Genomic DNA, 23,329 nt, shown 5'->3' with positions numbered 1-23,329 from the left:
CGTTCCGGCGGTGGTCAGTGGGTCCAGGGCGGGGTGACGTGGGTGCCGTCCGCCAGTTCCGCCGTCATGCCGACGGAGGTGGTGACCCAGGTGAGGGCGGGCCGGTCGGTGGGGTTCTCCACGGCGAAGACGGCACCGGCGTTGACGACCACCGTGTCGCCCGCGGTGACGCGCTCGGTCTGACCGTCGAGGGTGACCAGCAGCTCGCCGTCGAGCAGGTGCAGGACCTCCTCCCGGCTGACGGAGTGCGCGGGCGCCCTGGTGGCGGCGGGGATCTCGCCGCGCCAGGCGCACAGCTCCCTGCCGCCGGTGCGGGGGGTGACGTACGAGACGAAGCGGGCGCCGTGCAGTTCGTGGGTGACGGCTTCGGAGGAGCGGACGACGGGCATGGGTGGGTGCCTCTTCCTTTGGGCCCGAGTGAGTAGTCAAGCTGCTTGACTTTCCTTGCGGCCTCTATGGTCAAGCTGCTTGACCAATCCGTCAAGGGTGTTTCAATGCCCTCGTGCAGAACTCCGACGCCCTCTCCCTGACCGCCGCCCTGCTCGCCGCCGCGGGGGAGCTGACGCGGCGCATCAACGAGGGGGTCGTCGCCCGTGGCTTCGACGGGCGGCCCGCCTACGGGTTCGCCTTCACGCGGCTCGCTCCGGACGGGGCGACGGTGACCGACCTGGCCGCGCACCTCGGGGTGACCAAGCAGGCGGCGAGCCAGCTCGTCGACGAGCTGGTGCGCAAGGGGTACGTCGAGCGGCGCGCGCATCCGCAGGACGCGCGGGCCCGACTGGTCGTGCTGACCGAGCGGGGGTGGGCCTGCACGCGGGCCGCGGAGGAGGCGGCGGCGGAGGTCGTGGCGGAGTGGGGCGCGGTGCTGGGTGAGGCCGAAGTGCGTGCGCTGGCCGGGCGGTTGGGGCGGGTGGCGCCGGGTGGGCCGCTGAAGCCCGCCTGGTGAGCGGTGGAAGTTTTTACTGACGCGTAACTTCTCAGCGTTCACTACTGGGCCGTAACTTGACGAGTGAACAGCATCCCGTGATCCGGATCACAGGGCGTACGGCAGTCCCCACACTCCCCTGAGCCGCGAGGAGATCACTCGATGCTGCCCTGGAAACGGGCGATGAGACCCATCGCCGCCCTGCTGCTCGCCGCCACCGCCGCCCTCGTCCCCGCCGCCTCGACCGCGCAGGCCGCCGACGCGCCGAGATGGGGGTCCCCCCTGCTCGAGCGAAGCCGAGAGCTTGGGGGAGGCTGGAACAACTACTCCTGCAAGCCCTCCGCCGCCCACCCCCGGCCCGTCGTCCTCGTCCACGGGACCCTCGGCAACTCCGTCGACAACTGGCTGGGCCTCGCGCCGTACCTGACGCACCGCGGGTACTGCGTCTTCTCCCTCGACTACGGCCAGCTCCCCGGCGTGCCGCTCTTCCACGGCCTCGGGCCCATCGACAAGTCGGCGGAGCAACTGGACGCCTTCGTCGACAAGGTGCTCGACGCGACCGGCGCCGCCGAGGCCGACCTCGTCGGGCACTCGCAGGGCGGCATGATGCCGCGCTACTACCTGAAGTTCCTCGGCGGCGCCGACGAGGTCAACGCCCTGGTCGGCATCGCCCCCGACAACCACGGCGCGACCCTGAGCGGCCTGACCAACCTGCTGCCGTACTTCCCCGGCGCCGAGGACCTGATCTCCGCCGCCACCCCGGGCCTGGCCGACCAGATACCCGGCTCGGCCTTCCTGACCAAGCTCAACGAGGGCGGCGACACCGTGCCCGGCGTCCGCTACACCGTCATCGCCACCAAGTACGACCAGGTGGCCACCCCCTACCGCAGCCAGTACCTGGACGGGCCCGGCGTCCGCAACGTCCTGCTCCAGGACCTGTGCCCCGTCGACCTCTCCGAGCACCTGGCGATCGCGCTCGTCGACCGGATCGCCTTCCACGAGGTGGCCAACGCGCTCGACCCGGCGCACGCCCAGCCCTCCACCTGTGCCTCGGTCTTCAACTGACGTGACCCCCGGACGTACCGCCGGGGTCCGACCGGCCTGAGCCGCCGGTCGGACCCCGTGCGGAGCCTCAGGTCAGCGGCCGTGGCGTCCGCCGTCCACCGCCCGCCGCCGCACCGACGCGAACAGGGCCGCCGCGCCGACCGCCAGCGCCGCGGCGCCGCCGACCGCGAGGTAGGGGGTGGTGCCGTCGCCGCCGGTCTCGGCGAGGCTGGCCGTACTGCCCGCCGCCCTGGGCTCGTTGGCGGTGGTGCCTTCAGCCACGTCCGAGGTTGTCTCCGGGTCGTCGTCGCCGTGGCCGTGGTTCTCGACGGTCGAGCGCTCGGTGGCGGCCTCTACCTGCTCGTCGGAGGGGGCGGAGGCGGCGGGCGCGGGGGCGGCGGGGGCGGCGGCGCCGAAGGTGACGTCCGAGCAGGAGTAGAACGCCTCCGGGCTGTCCGAGCGCTGCCACACCGCGTACAGCAGGTGCTGGCCGGAGCGCTCCGGCAGGGTGCCGGAGAACGTGTAGAAACCGCCCGTCGCGGTCGGGTCGGTGACGGTCGCCACCGGGTTGGCCAGGTCGAGGTCGGCCCAGGCGAGCGGCTGGGACGGGTCGTAGCCGGGCTTGGTGAGGTACACCGTGAAGGTGCCCCGGTGCGGGGCCGTGACCCGGTACTTGAAGGTGTACGAGCCGCTGCTGACGCTGGTCGCGGGCCAGTCGGCGCGGGCCAGGTCGAGGCCCTTGAACTCCTCGTTGTTCGCGCTGCACAGCTTGCCGTCGGGGATGAGCGCCTGGTGCTGCCCGGCGGCGTTCCCGATGCGGATGCCGTTCCAGTCGTAGAGCGCCTGGGTGCCGCCCGCCGCCACCGCCGCCTCGCACGCGTCGGACCGGGGGCTCTCCGGGCCCTCCGCGTAGCACTGGGCGACCCGGCTGACCGGGTCGCCCATCGAGCCGTGCGCGGCGGCGGGCGTCGCGCCGAGCGCGGTCAGGGCGAGCGGGACGATCCCGAGGGCGGCGGCTGCGGCGGCCTTGCGGCGTGCGGGCATGGGGAACTCCTGAGACGGAACGGCGGTGGTGAATCCCGTGGGGTGATCAGAAGTTAGCCCCGGAGAGCCGTGGAATCGCCTGCCGAAGGCCGCGGTGGGAGATCCTTATGGTCGCTTTAAGGGAGTGCTGAGGCTGGGCTGAGGTAGTTACCGCGCGGGTCTATGGTCGGTCGCCCTCCGGCCACCAGGTGCGCGCGATGTCCCGGCGCACCTCGGGGCGTTCCGCCCGGGAGTCGTCCGCCTCCTCGCGGAGCCTGCGGGCGTCGGTCTTCCTCGGGGGCTTGTGCACGGTCGCTCGGCGCATGGCTGCCTCCTTTGTGCCTACCGTGTTCCGTGTTCTCACGGAGGTAGACCCTTTCGGGGAGAGTTCCTCATCGCGGCTGGTCTGTCAGTGGCGGGTGTCACTCTTGGGGCATGACGGAACACACGGACTACTGGGAGGCGCAGGCCGCCACCTTCGACGACGAGCCCGACCACGGACTGCGGGACCCCGCCGTGCGCGGCGCCTGGGCGGAGCGGCTGCGGGCCTGGCTGCCCGAGCACCCCTGTGACCTGCTCGACCTCGGCTGCGGCACCGGCAGCCTGGCACTCCTCGCCGCCGAGCGGGGACACCGTGTCACCGGCGTCGACCTCTCCCCGGCGATGGTGGCGCGGGCGCGCGCCAAACTCGCCGGGCGTGACGCCGCGTTCCTGGTCGGTGACGCGGCGGCGCCGCCCGTGGGCGAGCAGCGCTACGACGTCGTCCTCGTCCGGCACGTGCTGTGGACCCTGCCCGACCCCGGCCGCGCCCTGCGGCACTGGCGCGGGCTGCTGCGGCCGGGCGGGCGGCTGGTGCTGGTGGAGGGCGTGTGGGGCACGGTCAGCCCGGTCGGCGTCCCCGCCGACCGGCTCACCGCCCTGCTCACCCCGCTCACCGAGCACATACGCCTGGAGCGGCTCTCCGACGACCCGCTGCTGTGGGGCCGGGAGGTCGACGACGAGCGGTACGCGGTGGTGGCTAGCTGAACAGCGCGTCGAAGTCGCCGTCGTGGGCCCTGGACTCCAGTTCGTCCAGGGCCGCCAGTGCGGCGGACGCGGCCTGTGGGTCGCGTTCGGTGAGCCCGCTTTCGGCGAACTCGTCCTCGTCCAGGCGCCGTACGTCCGTGCCGTCGGCGGAGCGCCACAGGTCCAGGTCGAGGTCCTCGACGACCAGTTCGGCGCCGGTCAGCGCGGCGGGGCGGGTGATGTCGCAGTACCAGCCCTTCAGCGCGCCGGACGCGGTCCTGACCTCCTTCACGGAGTACCAGCGGTCCCGCCAGTAGTGCTCGGTGAAGACGTCGCCCGGCTCGAAGCGGACGAAGCCGAAGTCGCGCGTGCCGGAGCCCGCCCAGGGCGCCCGTACGGTGACGCGCGTGCCGTCGTCGGCCAGCAGCTCCGCCGGGTAACGGATCTTCGTACGGCCCGCCTTGACCAGGACGACGTCCACCTGCCGTGGCCGGTCAGCCGAGTTCGCGGACATAGCGCACCTCCGTCGCGCAGATGTCGTAGCCGAACCACTTGTTGATCGCCAGCATCGGGCCGTTGCCCGCGTCGTTGCCGGTGAACGCCTCCGTGTACCCGGCGGCGCGGGCCCGGTGCAGGGAGTCGTTCTTGGCGAGCTTGGCCAGGCCGCGGCCCCGGAAGGCGCGGGCCGTGCCGGTCATCGCGGTGGCGTACCGGGTGCCGCCGTCGGTGTACGCGGCGCTGAACGCGGCCGGGCGGCCGTCGACCACGGCGACCGAGGTCAGCTCGTGGTCGAGGAGGGGGTCCTGCCAGATCTCCGTCAGCCACGCCTCGTAGTCGGTCATGGTGACGTCGACGTCGCCGGGCTCGTCGGAGCTGGTCTCCGCGTCCAGCTCGAATATCGGGCGCGGGTCGGCGGCGTAGTCGGCGGCGGTGCGCAGGGTGACGCCGGGGGGCGGGTCCTGGCGGGGCGGCAGCGTGCCGTGGGCCAGGTCCAGGCGCAGGAAGTGCGCCGTGCGGCTGGGGCGGTAGCCGTGGGCCTCGGCGAAGGCGCGGTTGCCGGGGGCGTCCAGGACCCAGCTCAGGAGCCTCGTCGCGCCGTGTGCCGCCAGGTGCTCCTCCGCGGTGCGCACCAGCAGCGAGCCCGCGCCGTGCCGGGTGTGCTCCGGGTGCACGTACACGTTGACGTAGCCCTGGCCCGGCTCCGCGCTCTCGGGGACCAGGCCGACCTGGGCGGTGCCGATGATCTCGCCGTGCCGCTCCGCGAGGAGGGCGAGGTAGTGGGTGTCCGGGTGGGCGTGGGTCACGCTGTGCACCACCGAGGCCGGGACGGACATCATGTACGGCACCGCGACGTGCCGGACGTGGGCGAACCCCTCGGCGTCGGCGGCGACCTCGGGGCGCAGGGCGCGCACGATCACTGTCATATGGCGGCACGCTACGGGGCGACCTGCCGGGATGCCTCTCATTTTCCGGGGGTGCGGGACAATCGGCGCGTGACGTTGAAGATCCAGATCGATGAGAGTGCCGGGGCCGGGCCGCCGTACGAGCAGGTGCGGGCGCAGATCTCCGCGCAGGCGCGGGCCGGGGTGCTGCCGGTGGGGTACCGGCTGCCGACCGTGCGGGGGCTGGCCGAGTCGCTGGGGCTGGCGGCGAACACCGTCGCCAAGGCGTACCGGGCGTTGGAGACGGACGGGGTGGTGGAGACGCGAGGGCGCAACGGAACGTTCGTCGCCGCCGCGGGCTCGGCGGCGGAGCGGGAGGTTGCCGCGGCGGCGTCGGCTTACGCGCTGCGGGCTCGGCGGTTGGGGGTGTCGGAGGGGGACGCGGAGGCCGCGGTGCGGGATGCCCTGCGGGCGGCTTATGGGTGAGGGGGGTGGGGGGTTCGGTGCGGTGCCGGGTGCGGGTGCGTCGTGGGTGATCGCGCAGTTCCCCGCGCCCCTGGGGTGTGGGTGTGAGCGTCGGGTTCGTGGGAGTTGTCGGCCTGCTGGTCGCGCCCGCGCGGCGGTAGCCGCACACCGATGCAGCCCCGCGCCCCTGAGTTGGCATTCGCCAGGTGGGTGAAAGTTCTTGCGTCTTGGACTGCTGCCCCGCCGGGGTCGTTGTTGAAGTACGTGTACACGTCCGCGTCATCCGGGAAGGCCGCGGCGATCCGCGTCACCCACGACTGGAGCGCACGGCGTCCGTAGTGCGGCCACGGTTGGGCTCGGCCCTGGTGGAAGCGCGCGTACCCCCAGTCGGTGGTGCGCCACAGCGGGGTCACCGGGCGGGAGAGGACGTCGGCCCAGCACAGGGCGGCGCCCCGGGACTCCAGGACCTGGCGGGTTTCCGGGGTCCACCAGGAGGTGTGGCGGGGTTCGACCGCGACCCGGACGGTGGGCGGGAAGCAGGCCAGGCAGGTGTCCAGGAGGGCGGGGTCGGCGCGCAGGGTCGGGGGGAGCTGGAGGAGGACCGGGCCGAGGCGGTCGCCCAGGCCGTGGGCGTGGGTCAGGAGGCGGTGCACCGGTTCCTCGGGGTCCTTCAGGCGCTTGATGTGGGTGAGGTAGCGGCTGGCCTTCACCGCGACGACGAAGCCGGGCGGCACCCGGTCCCGCCACGCCTCGAAGTTCTCCCGGGTCGGCAGCCGGTAGAAGGCGTTGTTCAGCTCCACCGTCGGGAAGTGCGCCGCGTACTCCTCCAGCCAGCGGCGCACCGGCACGTCCGGCGGGTACAGGACGCCCTTCCAGTCCCGGTACTGCCAGCCCGACGTGCCGACGTACAGCGTCATACGTCCAGGGTCACAGATCGGCGTTACAGATACAGGCCCGCGTCCGCTCCGCCGCGCTGCTCCGGCAGGGACGTCGGGGAGGTGCCCCGGCGCAGGGCGTACAGCTCGGCCAGGGTGGCGCCGTCGCGGCCGACGCCCTCCTCGGTGCCCAGCCAGGCCACCGACTCGGCGCGGGTGAGCGGGCCGACCTCGATGCGGGCGAGGCAGCGGCCAGGTCGGACCACGGCGGGGTGCAGGCGTTCGAGGTCCTCGTTGGTGGTGACGCCGACGAGCACGTTGCGGCCCTGGCCGAGCAGGCCGTCGGTGAGGTTCAGCAGCCGGGACAGGGCCTGGCCCGCGGTGTGCTTGGCCTCGCCGCGGATCAGTTCGTCGCAGTCCTCAAGGAGCAGCAGCCGCCAGCGGCCCTTGCCCGTGGAGTCGTCCTCGCCGATGGCGATGTCCATCAGGTAGCCGACGTCGGAGAAGAGCCGCTCGGGGTCGAGGACGCAGTCGACCTGGCACCAGTCCCGCCAGGACCGGGCCAGGGTGCGCAGCGCGGACGTCTTGCCGGTGCCGGGCGGGCCGTGCAGCAGCAGGAGGCGGCCCGCGATGTCCTCGGGGGTGGTCTTCATCAGGCGGTCCATCGCGTCCGCGACCGGCGCCGTGTAGTTGGGGCGCACCTCCTCCCAGGTGCCCGCGGAGATCTGCCGGGTGGTGCGGTGCGGGCCGCGGCGCGGGGAGACGTACCAGAAGCCCATCGTCACGTTCTCCGGCTGCGGTTCGGGCTCGTCGGCCGCGCCGTCGGTGGCCTCGCCCAGCACCTTCGCGGCCAGTTCGGCGCTGGTCGCCGTCACGGTGACGTCGGCGCCGCGGTTCCAGCGGGAGACCAGCAGGGTCCAGCCGTCGCCCTCGGCGAGGGTGGCGCTGCGGTCGTCGTCGCGGGCCATGCGCAGCACGCGCGCGTCCCGCGGCAGCAGTGTGGCGCCGGAGCGCACCCGGTCGATGTTGGAGGAGTGCGAGTACGGCTGCTCGCCCGTGGCGAAGCGGCCGAGGAACAGCGCGTCGACGACATCGGCGGGCGAGTCGCTGTCGTCGACGTTGAGCCGGATCGGCAGCGCGTCGTGAGGGTTCGCAGACATGTCGCCATGATCGGGCACTCGGGCGCCGCCCGCACCCGGTTTCCGAGGTGCGCGTGAAGTGTCGGTGTCTGTCCGGAGTGTCAGCGGTCAACCTGTCCGTGGGGCAGCGGAGTTCCCCGGGGGCGGCGTCAGGCCCCCGGGGAACCGGTCGTCACACGCCGTTCAGGGGTGTCACGGCATCAGGGGTGTCACGGGACGATCTTCAGCAGGCGGTTCGGGGAACCGGTGCCGGGGCTGGTCACCTTGCCGGTCGTGGCGCCCGCGGTGAGCGCCGAGGCGACCTGGGCCGGGGTGGCCGAGGTGTGGCCCGCGAGGTAGACCGCCGCCGCGCCCGCGACGTGCGGGGTCGCCATCGACGTACCGGAGATGGTGTTGGTCGCGGTGTCGCTGGTGTACCAGCCCGCCGTGATGGAGGAGCCGGGCGCGAAGAGGTCCAGGACGGAGCCGTAGTTGGAGTAGCTGGCCCGCGCGTCCGTGCTGGTGGTGGCGCCGACGGTGATGGCCTCGGTGACCCGGGCGGGGGAGGACGAGGAGGCGTTGGCGTTGCTGTTGCCCGCGGCGATGGCGTAGGTCACGCCGCTGGCGATGGAGTTGCGCACGGCGTTGTCCAGGGTGGTGGAGGCGCCGCCGCCCAGGGACATGTTGGCCACCGACGGGCCGGAGTGGTGGGAGGTGACCCAGTCGATGCCCGCGATGACGCCCGCCGTGGTCCCGGAGCCGCTGTTGTTCAGCACCCGGACGGCGACGATCTTCGCCTTCTTGGCGACGCCGTACGTCGATCCGGCGACCGTCGTGGCCACGTGGGTGCCGTGGCCGTTGCCGTCGGAGGCGGTGGTGTCGCCGTCGACGGCGTCGTAGCCGTAGCTGGCCCGGCCGCTGATCTGGGAGTGGGTGATCCGGACGCCGGTGTCGATGACGTACACGGTCACGCCGCTGCCCGCGCTGTCCGGGTAGGTGTAGGTGCCGGACAGCGGCAGCGAGGTCTGGTCGATGCGGTCCAGGCCCCAGGGCGCGTTGGACTGGGTGGTGTCGGCGAGCTGGACGCGCTGGTTCTGCTCGACGGAGGCGACGGCCGGGTCCGCGGCGAGTCTCTTCGCCTCGGTCTCGGAGAGGGTGGCGGTGTAGCCGTTCAGCGCCTTGCCGAACGTCTTGTTGACCGCGCCGCCGTACTCCTTGATCAGGTTCCTGCCGGTGGTCGAGGACGCCTTGAAGCCCGCGGCCTTCTTGAGCGTGACGATGTAGCTGTCCTTGATGGCGGTGGGGGAGTCGGCCGCGAGGACCGTGCCCTCGGCCGGTGCGGCCTGGGCGGGGAGGGTGGTGAGCCCGCCCACGAGCGCGGCGGTCGCCAGGGTGGTTATCGCGGCGAGCCGCACCTTCTTGCTCCGCAGTTGTGCCATTACGAGGGAGTCCTCCTCAAGGCGGCGCACGCCGGGGTGGGGCGGGCGCGTGTGGGGGGTGCGCGCGTCTTCGCGCGCACGGCCCGGAACGTCGCGTACCGCTCGGGGCCGGGATCAAGAGTGGAGCCGACTCGCGCTGGGGACAAGAGAGATGAGCGCCTGTCAACAAATCTGTCATGAGCACGTAATCGAAGGCAATCGAACAGGACGTGAACCGGGGGCGCTTGTCACGCGCTGGCGACGGAAGTTTTGGCATGGACACTTCCAGTCAACGCGCGTAGCTGGTATCAAGGTCCACGCAGCGATCCTGCTAAAGGGAGGTTCCATGAGACGTTCCCGCCTTGTCGTATTCCTGACCTCGACCCTCCTCGCGCTCACCGCGGCCCTCACCGGGGCCACGGCGGCGCAGGGCGCCGAATCCGCCGCGACCAGTTACGCGGCGCTCGGTGACTCCTACTCGTCCGGCGTCGGCGCGGGCAGCTACATCAGCTCCAGCGGCGACTGCAAGCGCAGCACGGCCGCGTACCCCTACCTCTGGGCCGCCGCCAACTCACCCGCGTCCTTCAACTTCGTCGCCTGCTCCGGCGCTCGTACGGATGACGTTCTCGCCGGGCAGCTCGGCGCGCTCAGCTCCAGCACCGGCCTGGTCTCCATCAGCATCGGCGGCAACGACGCCGGGTTCGCCGACGTCATGACGACCTGTGTGGTCTCGTCCGACAGCGGCTGCCTGGACCGCATCAACACCGCGCGGGCGTACGTCAACAACACCCTGCCCGGCAAGCTCAACAACGTGTACACGGCGATCCGCAACCGGGCCCCCTCCGCCCACGTCGTCGTCCTCGGCTACCCCCGCTTCTACAAGCTCGGCACCACGTGCCTCGGCCTGTCGGAGACCAAGCGCAGCGCCATCAACCAGGCCTCCGACCTCATGAACAGCGTCATCGCCCAGCGCGCCGCCGCGTACGGCTTCACCTTCGGCGACGTCCGCACCACCTTCACCGGCCACGAACTCTGCTCCGGCAGCGCCTGGCTCCACAGCGTCAACTGGCTGAACATCGGCGAGTCGTACCACCCGACCGCCAACGGCCAGTCGGGTGGTTACCTGCCCGTCTTCCGCAACGCCGCCTGACCCCGAGTCATTCGAACACGCCTCCCTCGGCCGTGTTCAGGGACTGTACGAAGCGGAGGCCCCGTCCGTCGGGGTCTCCGTCACACAGGTCACCGAGAAGGCGACCGCGTTCGACGTCGCGCGCACCGGGTCGCGCACCTCGACACTGACCTCGTTCTCGTACGTGCCGCTGTCGGCATACGTGGTCACGACCACCTGGTCCTGCCGGGTCCTCGCCCCGTCCGCCGGGAACGACAGCGTCTTCCAGCCCGCGTCGGCCAGCTCGCCGTCCCGCGTGACCCAGCGGTAGTCGACCTCCGCGGGCACCCGGCCCACCGTGAACGTCGCCGTGAACGACGGCGCCTCGTCGCTCGACGGCGGACACGGGCCCGCGTACTCCGTGCGGGCACCGGCGACACTGACGCGCACCGACTGCGGCGCCGCCGAGGTCGGCTCCTCCTCGCTCTCGCTCTGACTCGGCGTCGGGGACGGCGTGGGCTCCGCGCTCGACGCGCCGCCGCCCGCCTCGTCATCGGTCGTCGGCGACGGCGACGTGGGCCGCCCGGCGTCCGAACTCGCCCCCTCCGCGCGCCCGCCGTCGTCATCGCCGCCGCTGTTCAGCAGCGCGTACGTCAGCCCGCCGAGCGCCAGCGCCAGCGCGACGACCCCCGCGACCAGCACGGCGACGGTACGGCGGTCCCGGCCGGGCGGAGTTCCGGTGGTGGACGCGGTGCTGGTGGGCGTCGTCGGCGCCGGGGGCGGGACGGGGCGGGTCGGCGCGGTCGGCTGGTGGTGCGCGACCACGGTCGGCGCGTACGGCGCCGCGTCCGCCAAGTCCGCGCGGGGAGTGCCCCCGGCGCTGACCAGCCGCAGGTCACGCTCGGCCTGGTCGGCGGAGAGCCGCTGCGCCGGGTCCTTGCGCAGCAGCCCCGCGATCACCCCGGCGAGCGGACCCGCCCGGCGCGGCGGCGGCAACTCCTCGTCGACGATGGCGCGCAGGGTGTTCAGCGGGGTGTTCTGCCGGAACGGCGAGTTCCCCTCGACGGCGGCGTACAGCAGCACCCCGAGCGACCACAGGTCCGACTCCGGGCCCGGCGTGCGCCCGAGCGCGCGCTCCGGGGCGAGGAACTCCGGCGAGCCGATCACCTCACCGGTCATCGTCAGCGCCGAGGTGCCCTCCACCGTGGCGATGCCGAAGTCCGTCAACACCACCCGGCCGTCGTTCGACAGCAGCACGTTGGCGGGCTTCACGTCCCGGTGCAGCACCCCGGCCTCGTGCGCGGCGCGCAGCGCGGCCAGCACCTCCGCGCCGACGTGCGCCGCCCGGCGCGGCGCCAACGGGCCCTCCGCCTCCAGCAGTTCCGCCAGCGATATCCCGCGGACCAGCTCCATCACGATCCAGGGGCGGCCCTCGTCCGTGGCCACGTCGTACACCGTCACCACGTTGCGGTTGGCGACCCGGGCCGCGGCCCAGGCCTCCCGCTCCAGGCGGGCGTACAGCCGCTCCACGTCGGCGGCGGGCAGCCCGTGCGGGGCGCGCACCTCCTTGACGGCGACCTCGCGGGCCAGCACCTCGTCCCGGGCGCGCCACACGGTCCCCATCCCGCCCTCACCGAGCGGGGACAGCAGGCGGTAGCGTCCCGCGATCACACGTGCGCCGCCCGGGGTCTCGGTCACGGGCACTCCCCTTCGCACAGGCCGCATGGCGCGAATCTCCCTTTCCTCACAAAGTAGCTCAGCCGAGTGCGGATGCCGCCCCCCTGAGCACCAATCCAGCCCCCAGGGCGACGACGACGCACGCGGATCCCAGCGGGGCCGCCCGGCGTACGACGGCGGCCAGCGGGCCCGCGGTCCAACGCGGGCGCCGGTCGAGCAACCGCGTCACGCCCCCGCCGACCTTCACCACGGCGAACCCGGCGGCGGTGAGGGTGAGCGCGAGCCCGACGCCGTACGCCACGACCAGCAGCAGCCCGAACCACGCCTGCCCCAGTGCGGCGGCGCCGACGAGCACGACGACGGCGGAGGGACTGGGCACGAGCCCACCCGCGAAGCCGAGGAGCACGGTGCCGCGGAGGGTGGGGGTGGTGGGGTGGGCGTGGGGGCGGCCGTGGTCATGGCTGTGGCTGTGGCTGTGGTCGTGGTCGTGGCTGTGGCGGTGGTCATGGGGGTGGTCGTGGCTGTGAGGGCGGTCGTGGGTGTGGGGGTGCCCGCGTGCGGGGTGGCGGTTGCGGAGGGCCCGGCGTACGAGGGTGGCGCCCGCCGCCGTCACCAGGGCGCCGCTCGCGATGCCCAGCCAGGCGAGCACCGAGGGCGTGGCCGCCGAGCCCGCCGTGATGAGCAGGCCGAGCGCGACCACGCCGAGGGTGTGCGTGACCGTCACCGAGGCGGCCAGCGGCAGGACCTGCCGCAGCCGGGCCCGGCCGCCGTGGGCCACCGCGGTCGCCGCCATCAGGGTCTTGCCGTGCCCCGGGGCGAGCGCGTGCAGCGCGCCGAGGCCGACCGCGACGACCAGCGCGAGCGCGGCGAACCCGACGGTGAGGTCCTGGCGGGCGACGAGGGAGTCCAGGGCGCGGGTCCAGCGGTCGGCGCCACGGGGGAGGACGGCGGCGCCGGGCGCGTCGTCCGGGGACGCCTCGGTGAGCGGGGGACCGCCGGGGCGAACGCGCAGGGCCGCGGTGGGGGTGTCGGCCGGGGAGGACAGCAACTCCTCCGGGTAGCGGGTGAGTTCCCGGGACACCGACCCGCGCGGCACGTCCGACGCCGTGAGCGTCATACGGTCACCGCGTGCCGTGATCTCCCGCCAGCCGGGCCCGTCGCGGTCGCCCGCGGCGCGGAAGGCGAGGGCGGTCGTGGTCTCGCCGTCGGGGAGCGGGGCGCGCAGCCCGCACTCCAGGCGCAGGGTGTCGAGCCCCGCCTGACCGGGCCGCACGCGCGCGTGGCTGTCGCCCACGGTGAGCGGGACGTCCCGTCCGCCGACGGTGAGGGCGCTGTCCCGCGCGGCCGCCGCGCACCGCCGCCGCGCCCACGCGTCGAGGCCCAGCCGCGCCACGTCCGGCGCGGCCTGGGTCGCCGGGATCTCCGCGAGGTCCTCGACGTGACGGACGCGCAGCTCACCGGGGGCGACCACCAGGCCGTCGTACCGGTTGACGGTGAAGTTCCCCAAGGGGTGCGCGCTCGCGGCCGGGGCGGACAGCAGGAGCAGGGCGGTGAGCGCGGCGAAGAGGGCGGCTGCGGGGGCCAGGACGCGGCGGAGCGCGCGTCGGCGGGCACTCATCGGGTCGTCTCCTTCCGGTCCTTCGCGTCCTTGGGCTCTTTGAGGTCCTTCACGTCCTTGAGGTCGTTCAGGGCGCCGCGGGCCTCCCGCGCGCCCAGGGGCGAGAAGCCGGGGTTCAGGGTCAGGGCCGCCGTGAGGGAGGCGTGGGCCTGGTCGCGGTGGCCGAGGGAGTGTTCGATCAGGCCGCGGTGGTAGAGGAACGCGGCGTTGCGGTAGCCGGTCGCCGTGGCCGCGCGGGCGTACCGCAGGGCCTCCGCGTCATGACCGGTGCGGTGCAGGGCCCAGGCGAGGGCGTCCGCGGTGTGCACGGTGTGGCGGCGGTGCCACTCCGCGCGCGCCGCGCGCAGGGCGGCCCGCGCGTCGCCGTGGTCGGCGGCGGCCAGCGCCGTGTCCAGGTCGGCGTTGACGCCGCCCGCCCGCGCGAGCGCCGTCCACGCCTCGACGAGGGCGTACTGCTCACGCGCGCGTGCCCGGTCGCCGCCCGCCTCGTACAGCTCGCCGAGGGCGACCAGCGGGCCGGGCAGCGGCGCGCGGGCCACCACCCGCTCCAGCCCTTTGACGGCCGCCGCCCGGTCCCCGTCCGCGGCCTGCGCGCGGGCCCGCCCCTCCAGCGCGGGCAGATACCCGTCGTCGGCGGCCAGCGCACGCGCGTAGTGGCCCAGGGCCGTGCCGTAGTCCCCCTGGTGGTAGGCGAGCTGGCCGAGCGCGGTGGCGACGTACGCGATGTCACCCGGCGCGGTCGCCGCGCCGAGCGCCTGCTCAAGGACGCGCCGCGCCGTGTCCACGTCCCCGCGCAGTTCCCGCACGTACGCGTACCGCGTGAAGACCGGGATGCCGGGCCGCCGGTCGTCGGCGGTGTCGGCGGCCTCGGACGCGTCGTCGTAGCGGCCCAGTTCGACCAGTGCGTCGATACGGGTGGCCAGCGCGCGTTCGCTGTAGGGGTTCTGTTCCAGCGCCCGGTCGGCGTACCGCAGCGCGCCCGTGAAGTCGTGCCGGGCCGCGGCGAGGGCGGCGTGCCCGGCCAGCGCCTGGTCGTTGCCGGGCCGCAGCTCCAGGGACCGGTCCAGGGCGCGCCGCGCCCGCGGGTACCGGGCGGGGTCGCCGTCCGTCCTGGCCTGCTCGACGTAGGCGAGCCCGAGGGTGGCCCACCCGGTGAAGTCCCCGGGCCGCGCCTTGAGGTGCGCCTGGAGCGCCGTCACGCTCGCCTCCAGGTCAACGCCGGTGCCGAGCCGCGCCGGGAGCGCGCCGGGCGCCGCGGCCACGGTGTCGGCTCGCTCGCCGCCCCGCAGCTCCCCGACCGCGATCGACCCGGCGGTCAACGCCACCCCCAGCAACACCGCGCACCCCGCGAGCCGCGCGGCCCGCCTGGTCCGTCCTGCCTCCGCGGTCATGCCCTCTCTCCCCGGTTCGTTGGACGATGGCCCGCGCCCCACTCAGGGGGCGCGGGGTGGTTACCCGATCCGTGCCTCGCGGCGACGCGGCGCCTAGTACGCCCGCCCCCGCATCCGCCGCCACCACACCAGCCCGGTGCCGATCAGCAGGACCCCCAGCGCGCCCGCCCCCGCCGAGGCGGCGACCAGCGTGGTGTCCGTCGAGGAGCCGCCGGACGCCCCGGCCGGTTGGAGCGCGTCGCCGATCTCGGTGCGGACGTCGTTGCCGTCCGTGGTGCCCTTGGCGAGCGGCCCGCGTGAGCCCTCGGTCGGCAGGGCGACGTACGGGAACGCCTCCTCGAAGTCCTTGTCGTTCTTGTCGACGGCGTCACCGAGGTCGTTCTTCGCGCCGACGAGTTCGCCCTCGACGACCTGGAGCGCGGCGTCGAGCACGTCGTCGGAGAGTCGACGGCCGTTGGGGAAGCCCGCGTTGTCGCCGTCGAGGACGCCGAGCCGCTTGGGTTCGGCCGTCGGCTCGATGGAGGTGTTCAGCCGCAGTTGCTCCGAGGGGCGGACGTGCGGCGGCTGGTTGAGGCCCTTGACGCCCTTCAGGAACACGTCGACGAGGTCGTCGCGCGGCTCGGCGGGCGCCTCGATCTTGTAGATCGCCTCGATGAGCTTCGGCAGCTCGGGGTGGGTGACGTTCTTCAGGAACTGCCCGTCGTTCCAGGGCGAGTCCGCGTTGAACCTGTCCTTGTCCTTCAGCGGGTTGACGACCTCGTTCACCAACGGGTTGCCGAGCCGCGACACCTGCGTGAAGTGCCCCTGGGCGTTCTTGCGCTGGGTCGTCGACCAGATGCCCACGACCGGCTGCCCGGCCGACTCGGTGATCATGTGCGTCGGCACCTGGAGGGCGATGGAGTTGACGTTGTAGCCCTTGAGGGTGTCGTTGCCGACCTCGGTGAGGTCACCGCCGTACAGCAGGTCGAAGACGCGCAGGTCGAGGAAGAACGGGTCGTCGGCCTGCCCCGCGAAGGCCGTGACGCCGTTGCCGAGGTCCCGTACCGCCTGCCGCCGCAGCGCCGCGTAGTCCGGCATGGACGCCTTGCCCACGTTGGACGGCGCCACCGGAACGTCGTCGGCGATCTTCGTCCGGGAGACCAGGGCCTGGTTCCTCAGGCGCAGCAGCTCGATGTCGTAGGTCTGGGTGATGTTGAGGTCCGGGTCGTCCAGGCTCTCGACCGGGCCGGTGTTGTAGAGGAACGTCTTCTTGTTCTTCGTATGCGTCCTGAAGGTGAAGCGGTACAGCAGTTCGCCCTGCGCGTCACCGTTGTTGTCGATGTGCAGGTCGTACTGCGCGTCCTCGGCGAACGGGTAGAAGTTCGGGCCGCCCGCGGGCTGCTCGAAGGGAGTCCAGTTCGCGACGATCGTCGTCGTGTCCGGCTTGTCCGGGCTGACGAACGCGTACACGTCCGTGTTGTCGTACTGCGGTGTCCCCGAGATCAACGGGGCCTCCCGGTGGCTGGAGGCGCTGGCCGCCCCCGGCTCCAGCGCGGTCGCGCCAGCGGCGGCGAGCGCCCCGGCGGCCAGCGCGCCACATACGAGGGTCGCGAGGCCCTTGCGCCCCGCACTGCTCCTGGGATGAGGTGTCATGCCGTCCGTCCTCCGTGCCAACTTGCCTGACGCAGAAGGGTTCGGAGCCCCGGGAGGGGTGGATTGGTCCGGCCGGAAAATGTTTTGGCGCCGCCCGGACCCGCGTTTCGCGCGCGCCGATCCGTAACCCCATCCGGAGGTGTGTTCGGTGCGAATGCCTGGTGTGACGGGACGACCGAGCCGGTGTGGCCGGGGTGAGGGGGGAGCGGTGCAGGCCGAGGAGTTGCTGCGGCGGGTCGCGGGCGGCGACCAGCGGGCGTTCGAGGAGTTGTACGCGCTGGTGTCCGGGCCGGTGTTCGGGCTGGTGCGCCGGGTGGTGCGCGACCCGGCGCAGTCGGAGGAGGTGGCGCAGGAGGTGCTCCTCGAACTGTGGCGGTCCGCCGCCCGCTTCGACCCCGGCCGCGGCAGCGCGCTCGCCTGGGTCCTCACCGTCGCCCACCGCCGCGCCGTGGACCGGGTGCGCAGCGCCCGCGCCGCCGGGGAGCGCGAGCAGCGCGAGGCCCTGCGGTCCCGGCAGCCCGCCTTCGACCAGGTCTCCGAGGAGGTGGAGGCCGGGATGGAACGGGAGTGGGTGCGCCGCTGCCTGGACCGGCTGACCGCGCTGCAACGCCAGTCCGTCACCCTCGCCTACTACGACGGGTACACCTACCGGGAGGTGGCCGAACGGCTCTCCCTGCCGCTGGGTACGGTCAAGACCCGGATGCGGGACGGGCTCACCCGGCTGCGCGAGTGCCTGGGAGGTGCCGCATGACCCCGCTCGACCGGCTGCTGCGCCGCGGCGACGTCCACTCGCTCGCCGCCCCCTACGCCCTGGACGCCCTGGAACCCGCCGAGCGGGTCCGCTTCGAGAGGCACCTCGCCCGCTGCCCCCGGTGCGCCGCCGAGGTGCGGGCGCTGACCGAGGACGCCGTGCGGCTCGCCTGGTCCACGGCCACGCCCGCGCCGCCCGCCCTGCGCGAACGGGTCCTGGCCGCCGTACGCACCACCCCGCAGGAACCCGCGCCCGCGCCCGCGGCGGCGCCGGGGGGCCTGCCGCCGCACGTGTGGGGGACGGAACCGCCACCGGCACGCGCGCGTGCGCGGCGGGCGCGCCCCCTGTTCGTGCCGCTCGCCACCGCGACCGCCGCGGCGGCCCTCGTCGTCGCCGGGCTCTTCGCCGTGCAGGCCCACCGCACCCAGGACGAGCTGTCCGCCGAGCGGGACCGGGCGCGTGAGATCGCCCACGTTCTCGCCGCCCCGGACGCCCGCGCCGAGACCGGCCGGGACGCGCGGGGACGACTGATCGGAGTGGTGGCCTCCGCCTCGGAGGGGCGCGCGGTGGTGACCTTGAGCGGGTACGGCGATCCGCCGGGCGACCGAGTGCACCAACTGTGGCTCATGCGCCCCGGTGCGCAACCGCGCTCCCTCGGGCTCTTCGACGGGGACACGCCGCTGGTCGCCTCCGGCCTGGAACGATCGGCGACGTCACTCGCCGTGACCGTCGAACCCGACGGGGGCTCACCGCGGCCCACCACCCAGCCGGTTGTCCAAGTCACCCTGAAATCGGTCGGATTCGGAGGGTAGTCGGCACGGCATCGTCAACGCCCTTGTGGGGAAGGTGAATCCTGTGACCGCGATACACGCGTGCCCGGATGGGGCGATAGGGTTACCCTGCCCGGGGCCGGGTGGACTCGTACGGGTGGGGAGTGACATGGAACAGATAACAGTGCGCAGCAGGGCCAGGGTCCCTGCGATCACCTGCGGGAGCAGCGCGACCAGCTCGCGCCTCGACCGCCATCTCGCGGTGCTGGCGGGTCCCGCCATACCGCAGCAGGAGGCGGCCGAGGCGACCTTGTTGATGCGGGAGATCACCGCCCGTGACACCGCACAGCGACGCAGTGACCGGGGCGCCCGCGTGCGTCGCGTCTCGCTCTTCGCGCCGCTGCGCCGACTGCGCCGTTCGCTGTTCGGAGGTCACTGACCCCCACCGGCCGCTGACCGCGCTCAGGCCACCACGCCGTCCCGGCGCAGTGCTGCGATCTCGTCGTCCGTCATCCCCACGGCACGCAGCACGGACCCGGTGTGCTGCCCGAGCGCGGGCACGTCGCCCATCCCCGCCGTGTCCCCGCCCGGCAGGGTGATCGGCGGCAGCGGCGCCCGCAGCGGGCCCACCGGCGTCCCCACCTCCCGCCACCGCCGCCGGGCCGCCAACTGCGGATGCCCGGCCACCTCCCGTACGTCCCGCAGGCGGGCGCAGGCGATGCCCGCGTCCGTCAGCCGGGCCAGCGCCCCGTCCGCCGTCAGGGCGCCCAGCGCGTCCGCCACCAGCCCGTCGGTCCGCTCCCGGTTCGCCACCCGCGCGGCGTTCGTCGCGAACGCCGGGTCCGTGCCCAGTTCCGGCCGCCCCAGGACCCGTTCGGCCAGCCGCCGCCACTCCCGGTCGTTCTGCACCGACAGCAGTACCCGCCCGCCGTCCGCCGTCGCGTAGGCGTCGTACGGCGCGATGACGGCGTGCGCGAGCCCTGTGCGCGCCGGGGGTGTGCCTCCGTGCATCGCGTGGTGCAACGGATGCCCCATCCACTCCACCAGCGCCTCCAGCATCGACACCTCCACCGGGCCGCCCCGGCCCGTCGTGCCGCGCCGCAGCAGCGCCGCGAGGACGCCGGAGAAGGCGTACATCGCCGCCGCGATGTCGGCGGCCGGGATGCCCGCCTTCACCGGCTGCTCGGGCGTCCCGGTCACCGACACCAGGCCCGCCTCGCACTGCACGAGCATGTCGTAGGCCCGCTGGTCGGCGTACGGGCCGGTGGAGCCGTAGCCCGAGATGTCCACGGCGACCAGCCGCGGGTGCGCGGCGCACAGCGTGGCCGCGTCCAGGCCGAGCCGGGCCGCCGCCCCGTGCGCGAGGTTCTGCACGAACACGTCCGCGTCCGCCACCAGCCGCCGTACGACGTCAAGCCCGCGCGGGTCCTTCAGGTCGAGGGCGACCGACTCCTTGCCGCGGTTGCACCACACGAAGTGCGAGGCGAGACCGCCCGCCGCCGTGTCGTAGTCCCGGGCGAAGTCCCCGCCGTCGACGCGCTCGACCTTGATCACCCGGGCGCCGAGGTCGGCGAGCTGCCGGGTGGCGAAGGGCGCGGCGACGGCCTGCTCGACGGCGACGACGGTGACGCCCGCGAGGGGCGGAGGCTGGGTTGTCATGCCGGGGATCATGACCCGCGCCCGGCGCGTTTGTCATGACCGCCGCCCCACCGCAGCGCGCGGCACCGCCGCCTCACAGCAGCGCGAACTGGCCCTCAGGGCCCTCCTCGCGGTGGTCCAGGACCGTCGCGGGACGGCGCGCGGACGCCGGGACCGGCAGCACGCCCGCCGCGCGCAGGTCGGCCGCCGTGACGGGATCGGTGACCGCCAACGCCTCCTGTTGGGGGCGGAGTTCCGCGAGCAGCGCGAGTACGGTGATCAGCTCAAGCAGCTCCGAGGTCCAGCCCTGCCGCCAGGTCGCCGGGCGGATCGCCGCCAGGGTGCCCGGCTCGGCGGGGGCGGCGGTGCGCCCGGTGAACCAGCGCTCCAGCACCCGCACGCCGTCCACCTCGAAGTCCCACGCCTGCGGCGGCACCGGGGAGATGCGGCCCTCGTCGAGGTGGAGGGCCTCCTCGTCACGGTCGTAGGCCAGGGTCAGGGGCTGGGACGGCAGCGGGGCGCGGACGTAGGGGCGTCGGCCGCCGGGGAGCTTGGGGCGGTCGCCGTCGCGGCGCAGCAGCCAGAGCAGGCGGTGGCCCAGCTCGGTGCCGTGCGCCCACAGCGCGCGGTCCGCGGTGAGCGGCACGGTGAGGTCCGGGCGGGCGACGGCGAGCGTCCAGGCCAGCACGTCCAGCGGCGCGCAGTCCACGCCGAGGCGGGCGCTGAGGTGGGCCAGCAGGCCGGGGGCCAGATTGGGCTCGGTGCCGCCGGGGCGGCGGTACAGCGGGCGGACGCGGCCGGGGCGGATCAGGGGCAGCCGGGAGGTCGCCAACAGCCGCTCCGGCGTCTCGACGACGAACACCTGCTGGTCGTCCGCGACCCGCCACAGCTCCGGGCGGGCCGCGTCGATCAGCCGGTGGTCGGGGATCAGCCACTGCTCGTCGAAGGGCGCCGCGAGCACCCGCACCGGCTCCGGGCACGGGCCGTCGGCGCGCACCAGCCGCTCCGTGCCGCCGGACCGGCCCGGCAACTGGGCCACGGCGGTGTGCGGTGTGCGGGACCGCGTCGGCTCGAACAGGGCCTCGCGCTCGGGCCCGTCCGCCTTCACCAGGGCGTCCCAACGGGCCCGCAGACAGGCCGCGTCGGGAGCCACCGGCCAGCCCCGGCCGAGGCGTGGCGGTGCGACGGACCACGGCATGAGGTCCGCGAGCGGCGGAGCGTCGTCGTCGGGCGTCACGCCCGGCATCGTACGACGGCGCCCTGACACGGGGGTCAGGTCGCGTCCAGGGTCACGGTGAAGGAGAAGCGGTCGCCGCGGTACTGGATGACGGCCACGTCCAGGGGGCGCCCTGAGGTGTCGTAGGTGACGCCCGTGTAGTGCAGGATCGGGCTGAGCAGCGGGACCTGGAGGAGCTGGGCGGTCTCCGGGTCCGCGAGGCGGGCCTCCACCGTGTCCGTGATGCGGCTGATGTCCGCCCCGACGACGTCGCGCAGCACCTTCGTCATCGGCCAGCGCACCAGGTCGTCCAGGTCGATGCGCGCGGCCAGTTCGGGGCGGACGTGGTTGCGGGCGTGGTTGGTCGGCTCGCCGGTCTTCTCGTCGCTGCGCAGCCGGTGGTACGTCGCCACCTCGCCGAGGTCCGGGAAGTACTCGGCGAGTTCGGCGGGCACGGGCGCGGGACCGTGGTCCAGCATTTCGGTCGTCATGCCGGACTGCTGGGCCACGATCGCGTCCACCGAGCCGAGCAGCCGCACCGGGGTGCCCCGGCGGGCGTCCGGCTCGATGAACGTGCCGCGTCTGCGGTGCCGGGTGATCAGCCCCTCGTCCTCCAGCTCCTTCAGCGCCTGCCGCATGGTCAGCACGCTCACGCCGTAGTGCGCGGCCAGTTGCTCCTCGGTGGGCAGCCGCAGCGGGTCCCGCGGGGAGCGGCCGAGTATCGAGGCGCGCAGGGACTGCGACACCTGGTACCAGAGCGGCAGCTTGCGGTTCAGGACGATCGAGTCCGGGGCGAAGGAGGTCACGGGGCCATCCGTACCGGGAGGGGAATGATCAGTGCAACCCGGCGGACTCAGGTGAGGGAAGCGCGCGGTGGTGGCGCTCCAGGCCGCGCCACACGTCGTCGTAGCGCGGCTGGAGGTGGTCCGCGCGGGCCGCGCGGCCGGTGAGCGTCACCGGCCAGCGGGTCTCGAACATGAACGCGAGCCCGTCGTCGACCTTCTGCGGGACCAGCTCGGCGGCGCTGGCGCGGTCGAACGTCTCCCGGTCCGGGCCGTGCGCCGACATCATGTTGTGCAGCGAGCCGCCGCCCGGCACGAAGCCCCCCTTCCCGGCCGTCTTCGCGTCGTAGGCGCCCTCGATCAGGCCCATGTACTCGCTCATCACGTTCCGGTGGAAGTACGGCGGCCGGAAGGTGTCCTCGCCCACCAGCCAGCGCGGCGCGAACACCACGAAGTCGATGCCCGCCAGCCCCGGGGTGTCCGACGGCGACGTCAGCACCGTGAAGATCGACGGGTCCGGGTGGTCGTACGAGATCGTCCCGAGGACGTTGAAGCGGCGCAGGTCGTACACGTACGGCACGTGGTTGCCGTGCCAGGCGACGACGTCGAGCGGGGAGTGGTCGTACACGGCCCGCCACAGGTTGCCGCAGAACTTGTTGACGACCTCCACCTCGCCCTCGGTGTCCTCGTACGCGGCGACCGGGGCGCGGAAGTCGCGCGGGTTGGCCAGTCCGTTGGCGCCGATCGGGCCGAGGTCGGGGAGGCGGAACGGGGCGCCGTAGTTCTCGCAGACGTACCCGCGCGCGGTGTCGTCCAGCAGGTCGACGCGGAAGCGGACCCCGCGCGGGATCAGCGCCACCTCGCCCGGCTCGGCGCGCAGCAGCCCGAACTCGGTGCGCAGCAGCAGCCCGCCGTGCTCGGGGACGATCAGCAGTTCGCCGTCCGCGTCGCCGAAGACGCGGTCCATGGCGGCGTTGGCGTGGTAGAGGTGCACCGCCATGCCGGAGCGCTGGGTCACGTCGCCGTTGCCGCCGAGGGTCCACAGGCCCGCGAGGAAGTCGGTGCCCTCGGCGGGCGCCGGGAGCGGGTCCCAGCGCAGCCGGTTGGGGTCGGGGACGGTCTCGGTGAACGGGGCCGTGCCGAGCGCGCCGTTGTCCGTGCGGGTGAACGCCGGGTGCGCGGCCGAGGGGCGGACGCGGTACAGCCACGAGCGCCGGTTGTGCGCCCTCGGTTCGGTGAACGCCGTCCCGCTGAGCTGCTCCGCGTACAGGCCGAGGGGGGCCCGCTGGGGTGAGTTGCGGCCCTCGGGCAGGGCGCCCGGGACGGCCTCCGAGCTGTGTTCGTTGCCGAAGCCGGAGAGGTAGGTCAGTCCTTCGGCGGTCTTCCGCGGGTCCCCGCTCATGATCGCATCGCTCCCTTGCGCACACTGATTCCTATGGATCACCGTAGGATTGCGGTTTCCCGGACGCAAGGGGTTCAAGGACCTCCTCT

General features: G+C 73.7%; 23 protein-coding genes and 1 pseudogene. 8 read left to right on the top strand and 16 right to left on the bottom strand.

Translation table 11 applies throughout. The features are described from left to right. Positions 1–14: 14 nt before the first annotated feature. Entirely contained in the window at positions 15–389 is a 375-nt protein-coding gene (locus ACFQZ6_RS07280; protein WP_381605799.1) for a cupin domain-containing protein, read from the bottom strand. 113 nt (positions 390–502) lie between these two features. Between ACFQZ6_RS07280 and ACFQZ6_RS07275 the strand changes: the two genes are divergently transcribed. Together ACFQZ6_RS07275 and ACFQZ6_RS07270 are read left to right on the top strand one after the other, a co-directional pair. Continuing rightward, on the top strand, positions 503–946 hold the full coding sequence (locus ACFQZ6_RS07275; protein WP_381605797.1) for a MarR family winged helix-turn-helix transcriptional regulator: 444 nt from the start codon (positions 503–505) through the stop codon (positions 944–946). A 141-nt stretch (positions 947–1,087) separates the two neighbouring features. Next, positions 1,088–1,990, top strand: coding sequence for an esterase/lipase family protein (locus ACFQZ6_RS07270; RefSeq protein ID WP_381605795.1), 903 nt, complete (start codon positions 1,088–1,090; stop codon positions 1,988–1,990). A gap of 72 nt (positions 1,991–2,062) precedes the next feature. On the opposite strand, the gene ACFQZ6_RS07265 is transcribed toward ACFQZ6_RS07270, so the two are convergent. Beyond that, positions 2,063–3,013 carry a lytic polysaccharide monooxygenase auxiliary activity family 9 protein gene (locus ACFQZ6_RS07265; protein WP_381605793.1) on the bottom strand — a complete coding sequence of 317 codons (951 nt, stop codon included), beginning with the start codon at positions 3,011–3,013 and terminating at the stop codon, positions 2,063–2,065. A 160-nt stretch (positions 3,014–3,173) separates the two neighbouring features. Continuing rightward, the gene (locus ACFQZ6_RS07260; protein ID WP_381605791.1) at positions 3,174–3,317 is read right to left on the bottom strand and encodes a hypothetical protein; all 144 of its coding nucleotides are present in this window, start codon (positions 3,315–3,317) and stop codon (positions 3,174–3,176) included. Between the two features lie 110 nt (positions 3,318–3,427). On the opposite strand from ACFQZ6_RS07260, the gene ACFQZ6_RS07255 reads away from it, so the two are divergent. Then, positions 3,428–4,018, top strand: a complete 591-nt coding sequence (locus ACFQZ6_RS07255) for a class I SAM-dependent methyltransferase (protein ID WP_381605789.1) — start codon at positions 3,428–3,430, stop codon at positions 4,016–4,018. Here ACFQZ6_RS07255 and ACFQZ6_RS07250 read toward each other — a convergent pair. Beyond that, positions 4,011–4,511, bottom strand: coding sequence for a DUF402 domain-containing protein (locus ACFQZ6_RS07250; RefSeq protein WP_381605787.1), 501 nt, complete (start codon positions 4,509–4,511; stop codon positions 4,011–4,013). The genes ACFQZ6_RS07255 and ACFQZ6_RS07250 overlap by 8 nt on opposite strands. Then, complete coding sequence (locus ACFQZ6_RS07245; RefSeq protein ID WP_381605785.1) at positions 4,492–5,421, bottom strand: GNAT family N-acetyltransferase; 930 nt, start codon at positions 5,419–5,421, stop codon at positions 4,492–4,494. The genes ACFQZ6_RS07250 and ACFQZ6_RS07245 overlap by 20 nt, the downstream gene beginning before the upstream one ends. A gap of 69 nt (positions 5,422–5,490) precedes the next feature. Between ACFQZ6_RS07245 and ACFQZ6_RS07240 the strand changes: the two genes are divergently transcribed. After that, positions 5,491–5,865 carry a GntR family transcriptional regulator gene (locus ACFQZ6_RS07240; protein ID WP_381605783.1) on the top strand — a complete coding sequence of 125 codons (375 nt, stop codon included), beginning with the start codon at positions 5,491–5,493 and terminating at the stop codon, positions 5,863–5,865. Positions 5,866–6,032: 167 nt separating this feature from the next. On the opposite strand, the pseudogene ACFQZ6_RS07235 reads toward ACFQZ6_RS07240, so the two are convergent. The 3 genes and pseudogenes from ACFQZ6_RS07235 to ACFQZ6_RS07225 form a co-directional block, all read right to left on the bottom strand. Next, positions 6,033–6,761: pseudogene (locus ACFQZ6_RS07235) on the bottom strand (DUF72 domain-containing protein); the annotation flags it as partial. 23 nt (positions 6,762–6,784) lie between these two features. Then, positions 6,785–7,879, bottom strand: a complete 1,095-nt coding sequence (locus ACFQZ6_RS07230; RefSeq protein WP_381605781.1) for a DUF5925 domain-containing protein — start codon at positions 7,877–7,879, stop codon at positions 6,785–6,787. A 188-nt stretch (positions 7,880–8,067) separates the two neighbouring features. Beyond that, entirely contained in the window at positions 8,068–9,276 is a 1,209-nt protein-coding gene (locus ACFQZ6_RS07225) for a S8 family peptidase (protein ID WP_381605779.1), read from the bottom strand. Between the two features lie 325 nt (positions 9,277–9,601). Here ACFQZ6_RS07225 and ACFQZ6_RS07220 point away from each other — a divergent pair, with 325 nt between their 5' ends. After that, positions 9,602–10,405, top strand: coding sequence for an SGNH/GDSL hydrolase family protein (locus ACFQZ6_RS07220; protein ID WP_381605777.1), 804 nt, complete (start codon positions 9,602–9,604; stop codon positions 10,403–10,405). 36 nt (positions 10,406–10,441) lie between these two features. Here ACFQZ6_RS07220 and ACFQZ6_RS07215 read toward each other — a convergent pair whose 3' ends face one another. The 4 genes from ACFQZ6_RS07215 to ACFQZ6_RS07200 all read right to left on the bottom strand — a co-directional run bounded on the left by ACFQZ6_RS07215 (position 10,442) and on the right by ACFQZ6_RS07200 (position 16,681). Next, on the bottom strand, positions 10,442–12,088 hold the full coding sequence (locus ACFQZ6_RS07215; RefSeq protein WP_381605775.1) for a serine/threonine-protein kinase: 1,647 nt from the start codon (positions 12,086–12,088) through the stop codon (positions 10,442–10,444). Between the two features lie 31 nt (positions 12,089–12,119). After that, positions 12,120–13,658, bottom strand: coding sequence for a nickel/cobalt transporter (locus ACFQZ6_RS07210; RefSeq protein WP_381605773.1), 1,539 nt, complete (start codon positions 13,656–13,658; stop codon positions 12,120–12,122). Then, entirely contained in the window at positions 13,655–15,049 is a 1,395-nt protein-coding gene (locus tag ACFQZ6_RS07205) for a tetratricopeptide repeat protein (protein ID WP_381605771.1), read from the bottom strand. Before ACFQZ6_RS07205 ends, ACFQZ6_RS07210 begins: the two co-directional genes overlap by 4 nt. A gap of 93 nt (positions 15,050–15,142) precedes the next feature. Continuing rightward, complete coding sequence (locus ACFQZ6_RS07200; protein ID WP_381605769.1) at positions 15,143–16,681, bottom strand: DUF4331 domain-containing protein; 1,539 nt, start codon at positions 16,679–16,681, stop codon at positions 15,143–15,145. A gap of 208 nt (positions 16,682–16,889) precedes the next feature. Between ACFQZ6_RS07200 and ACFQZ6_RS07195 the strand changes: the two genes are divergently transcribed. The 3 genes from ACFQZ6_RS07195 to ACFQZ6_RS07185 all read left to right on the top strand — a co-directional run bounded on the left by ACFQZ6_RS07195 (position 16,890) and on the right by ACFQZ6_RS07185 (position 18,641). Further along, entirely contained in the window at positions 16,890–17,432 is a 543-nt protein-coding gene (locus ACFQZ6_RS07195; RefSeq protein WP_381605767.1) for a sigma-70 family RNA polymerase sigma factor, read from the top strand. Continuing rightward, positions 17,429–18,244 carry an anti-sigma factor gene (locus ACFQZ6_RS07190; RefSeq protein ID WP_381605765.1) on the top strand — a complete coding sequence of 272 codons (816 nt, stop codon included), beginning with the start codon at positions 17,429–17,431 and terminating at the stop codon, positions 18,242–18,244. The genes ACFQZ6_RS07195 and ACFQZ6_RS07190 overlap by 4 nt, the downstream gene beginning before the upstream one ends. 127 nt (positions 18,245–18,371) lie before the next feature. Next, positions 18,372–18,641, top strand: a complete 270-nt coding sequence (locus ACFQZ6_RS07185) for a hypothetical protein (RefSeq protein ID WP_381605763.1) — start codon at positions 18,372–18,374, stop codon at positions 18,639–18,641. Positions 18,642–18,664: 23 nt separating this feature from the next. Here the strand turns inward: ACFQZ6_RS07185 and ACFQZ6_RS07180 are convergent, their stop codons facing one another. The 4 genes from ACFQZ6_RS07180 to hmgA form a co-directional block, all read right to left on the bottom strand. After that, positions 18,665–19,861 (bottom strand): CaiB/BaiF CoA transferase family protein, encoded by a 1,197-nt coding sequence (locus tag ACFQZ6_RS07180; RefSeq protein WP_381605761.1) that lies wholly within the window; start codon positions 19,859–19,861, stop codon positions 18,665–18,667. A gap of 73 nt (positions 19,862–19,934) precedes the next feature. Beyond that, positions 19,935–21,086, bottom strand: a complete 1,152-nt coding sequence (locus tag ACFQZ6_RS07175; RefSeq protein WP_381605759.1) for a type ISP restriction/modification enzyme — start codon at positions 21,084–21,086, stop codon at positions 19,935–19,937. A 26-nt stretch (positions 21,087–21,112) separates the two neighbouring features. Then, positions 21,113–21,862, bottom strand: coding sequence for a GntR family transcriptional regulator (locus ACFQZ6_RS07170; RefSeq protein ID WP_381605757.1), 750 nt, complete (start codon positions 21,860–21,862; stop codon positions 21,113–21,115). Positions 21,863–21,890: 28 nt separating this feature from the next. Next, positions 21,891–23,240 (bottom strand): homogentisate 1,2-dioxygenase, encoded by a 1,350-nt coding sequence (gene hmgA, locus ACFQZ6_RS07165; RefSeq protein ID WP_381605755.1) that lies wholly within the window; start codon positions 23,238–23,240, stop codon positions 21,891–21,893. Positions 23,241–23,329 lie beyond the last annotated feature (89 nt).

This window comes from Streptomyces flavalbus (assembly GCF_042674625.1).
GTDB classification, from domain to species: Bacteria; Actinomycetota; Actinomycetes; order Streptomycetales; family Streptomycetaceae; genus Streptomyces; species Streptomyces flavalbus.
The sequence above is the reverse complement of the archived record's forward strand: the minus strand, read 5'-3'. Positions and strand labels throughout refer to the sequence as shown.

Bases quoted from the DNA above. Each gene is read 5' to 3' on its own strand.
- ACFQZ6_RS07230 (WP_381605781.1), bottom strand. From the start codon at position 7,879: ATGTCTGCGAACCCTCACGACGCGCTGCCGATCCGGCTCAACGTCGAC.
- ACFQZ6_RS07280 (WP_381605799.1), bottom strand. From the start codon at position 389: ATGCCCGTCGTCCGCTCCTCCGAAGCCGTCACCCACGAACTGCACGGC.
- ACFQZ6_RS07185 (WP_381605763.1), top strand. From the start codon at position 18,372: ATGGAACAGATAACAGTGCGCAGCAGGGCCAGGGTCCCTGCGATCACC.
- ACFQZ6_RS07270 (WP_381605795.1), top strand. From the start codon at position 1,088: ATGCTGCCCTGGAAACGGGCGATGAGACCCATCGCCGCCCTGCTGCTC.
- ACFQZ6_RS07250 (WP_381605787.1), bottom strand. From the start codon at position 4,511: ATGTCCGCGAACTCGGCTGACCGGCCACGGCAGGTGGACGTCGTCCTG.
- ACFQZ6_RS07265 (WP_381605793.1), bottom strand. From the start codon at position 3,013: ATGCCCGCACGCCGCAAGGCCGCCGCAGCCGCCGCCCTCGGGATCGTC.
- ACFQZ6_RS07220 (WP_381605777.1), top strand. From the start codon at position 9,602: ATGAGACGTTCCCGCCTTGTCGTATTCCTGACCTCGACCCTCCTCGCG.
- ACFQZ6_RS07190 (WP_381605765.1), top strand. From the start codon at position 17,429: ATGACCCCGCTCGACCGGCTGCTGCGCCGCGGCGACGTCCACTCGCTC.
- ACFQZ6_RS07225 (WP_381605779.1), bottom strand. From the start codon at position 9,276: ATGGCACAACTGCGGAGCAAGAAGGTGCGGCTCGCCGCGATAACCACC.
- ACFQZ6_RS07180 (WP_381605761.1), bottom strand. From the start codon at position 19,861: ATGACAACCCAGCCTCCGCCCCTCGCGGGCGTCACCGTCGTCGCCGTC.
- ACFQZ6_RS07200 (WP_381605769.1), bottom strand. From the start codon at position 16,681: ATGACACCTCATCCCAGGAGCAGTGCGGGGCGCAAGGGCCTCGCGACC.
- hmgA (WP_381605755.1), bottom strand. From the start codon at position 23,240: ATGAGCGGGGACCCGCGGAAGACCGCCGAAGGACTGACCTACCTCTCC.
- ACFQZ6_RS07255 (WP_381605789.1), top strand. From the start codon at position 3,428: ATGACGGAACACACGGACTACTGGGAGGCGCAGGCCGCCACCTTCGAC.
- ACFQZ6_RS07215 (WP_381605775.1), bottom strand. From the start codon at position 12,088: ATGCGGCCTGTGCGAAGGGGAGTGCCCGTGACCGAGACCCCGGGCGGC.
- ACFQZ6_RS07245 (WP_381605785.1), bottom strand. From the start codon at position 5,421: ATGACAGTGATCGTGCGCGCCCTGCGCCCCGAGGTCGCCGCCGACGCC.
- ACFQZ6_RS07260 (WP_381605791.1), bottom strand. From the start codon at position 3,317: ATGCGCCGAGCGACCGTGCACAAGCCCCCGAGGAAGACCGACGCCCGC.
- ACFQZ6_RS07205 (WP_381605771.1), bottom strand. From the start codon at position 15,049: ATGACCGCGGAGGCAGGACGGACCAGGCGGGCCGCGCGGCTCGCGGGG.
- ACFQZ6_RS07210 (WP_381605773.1), bottom strand. From the start codon at position 13,658: ATGAGTGCCCGCCGACGCGCGCTCCGCCGCGTCCTGGCCCCCGCAGCC.
- ACFQZ6_RS07175 (WP_381605759.1), bottom strand. From the start codon at position 21,086: ATGCCGGGCGTGACGCCCGACGACGACGCTCCGCCGCTCGCGGACCTC.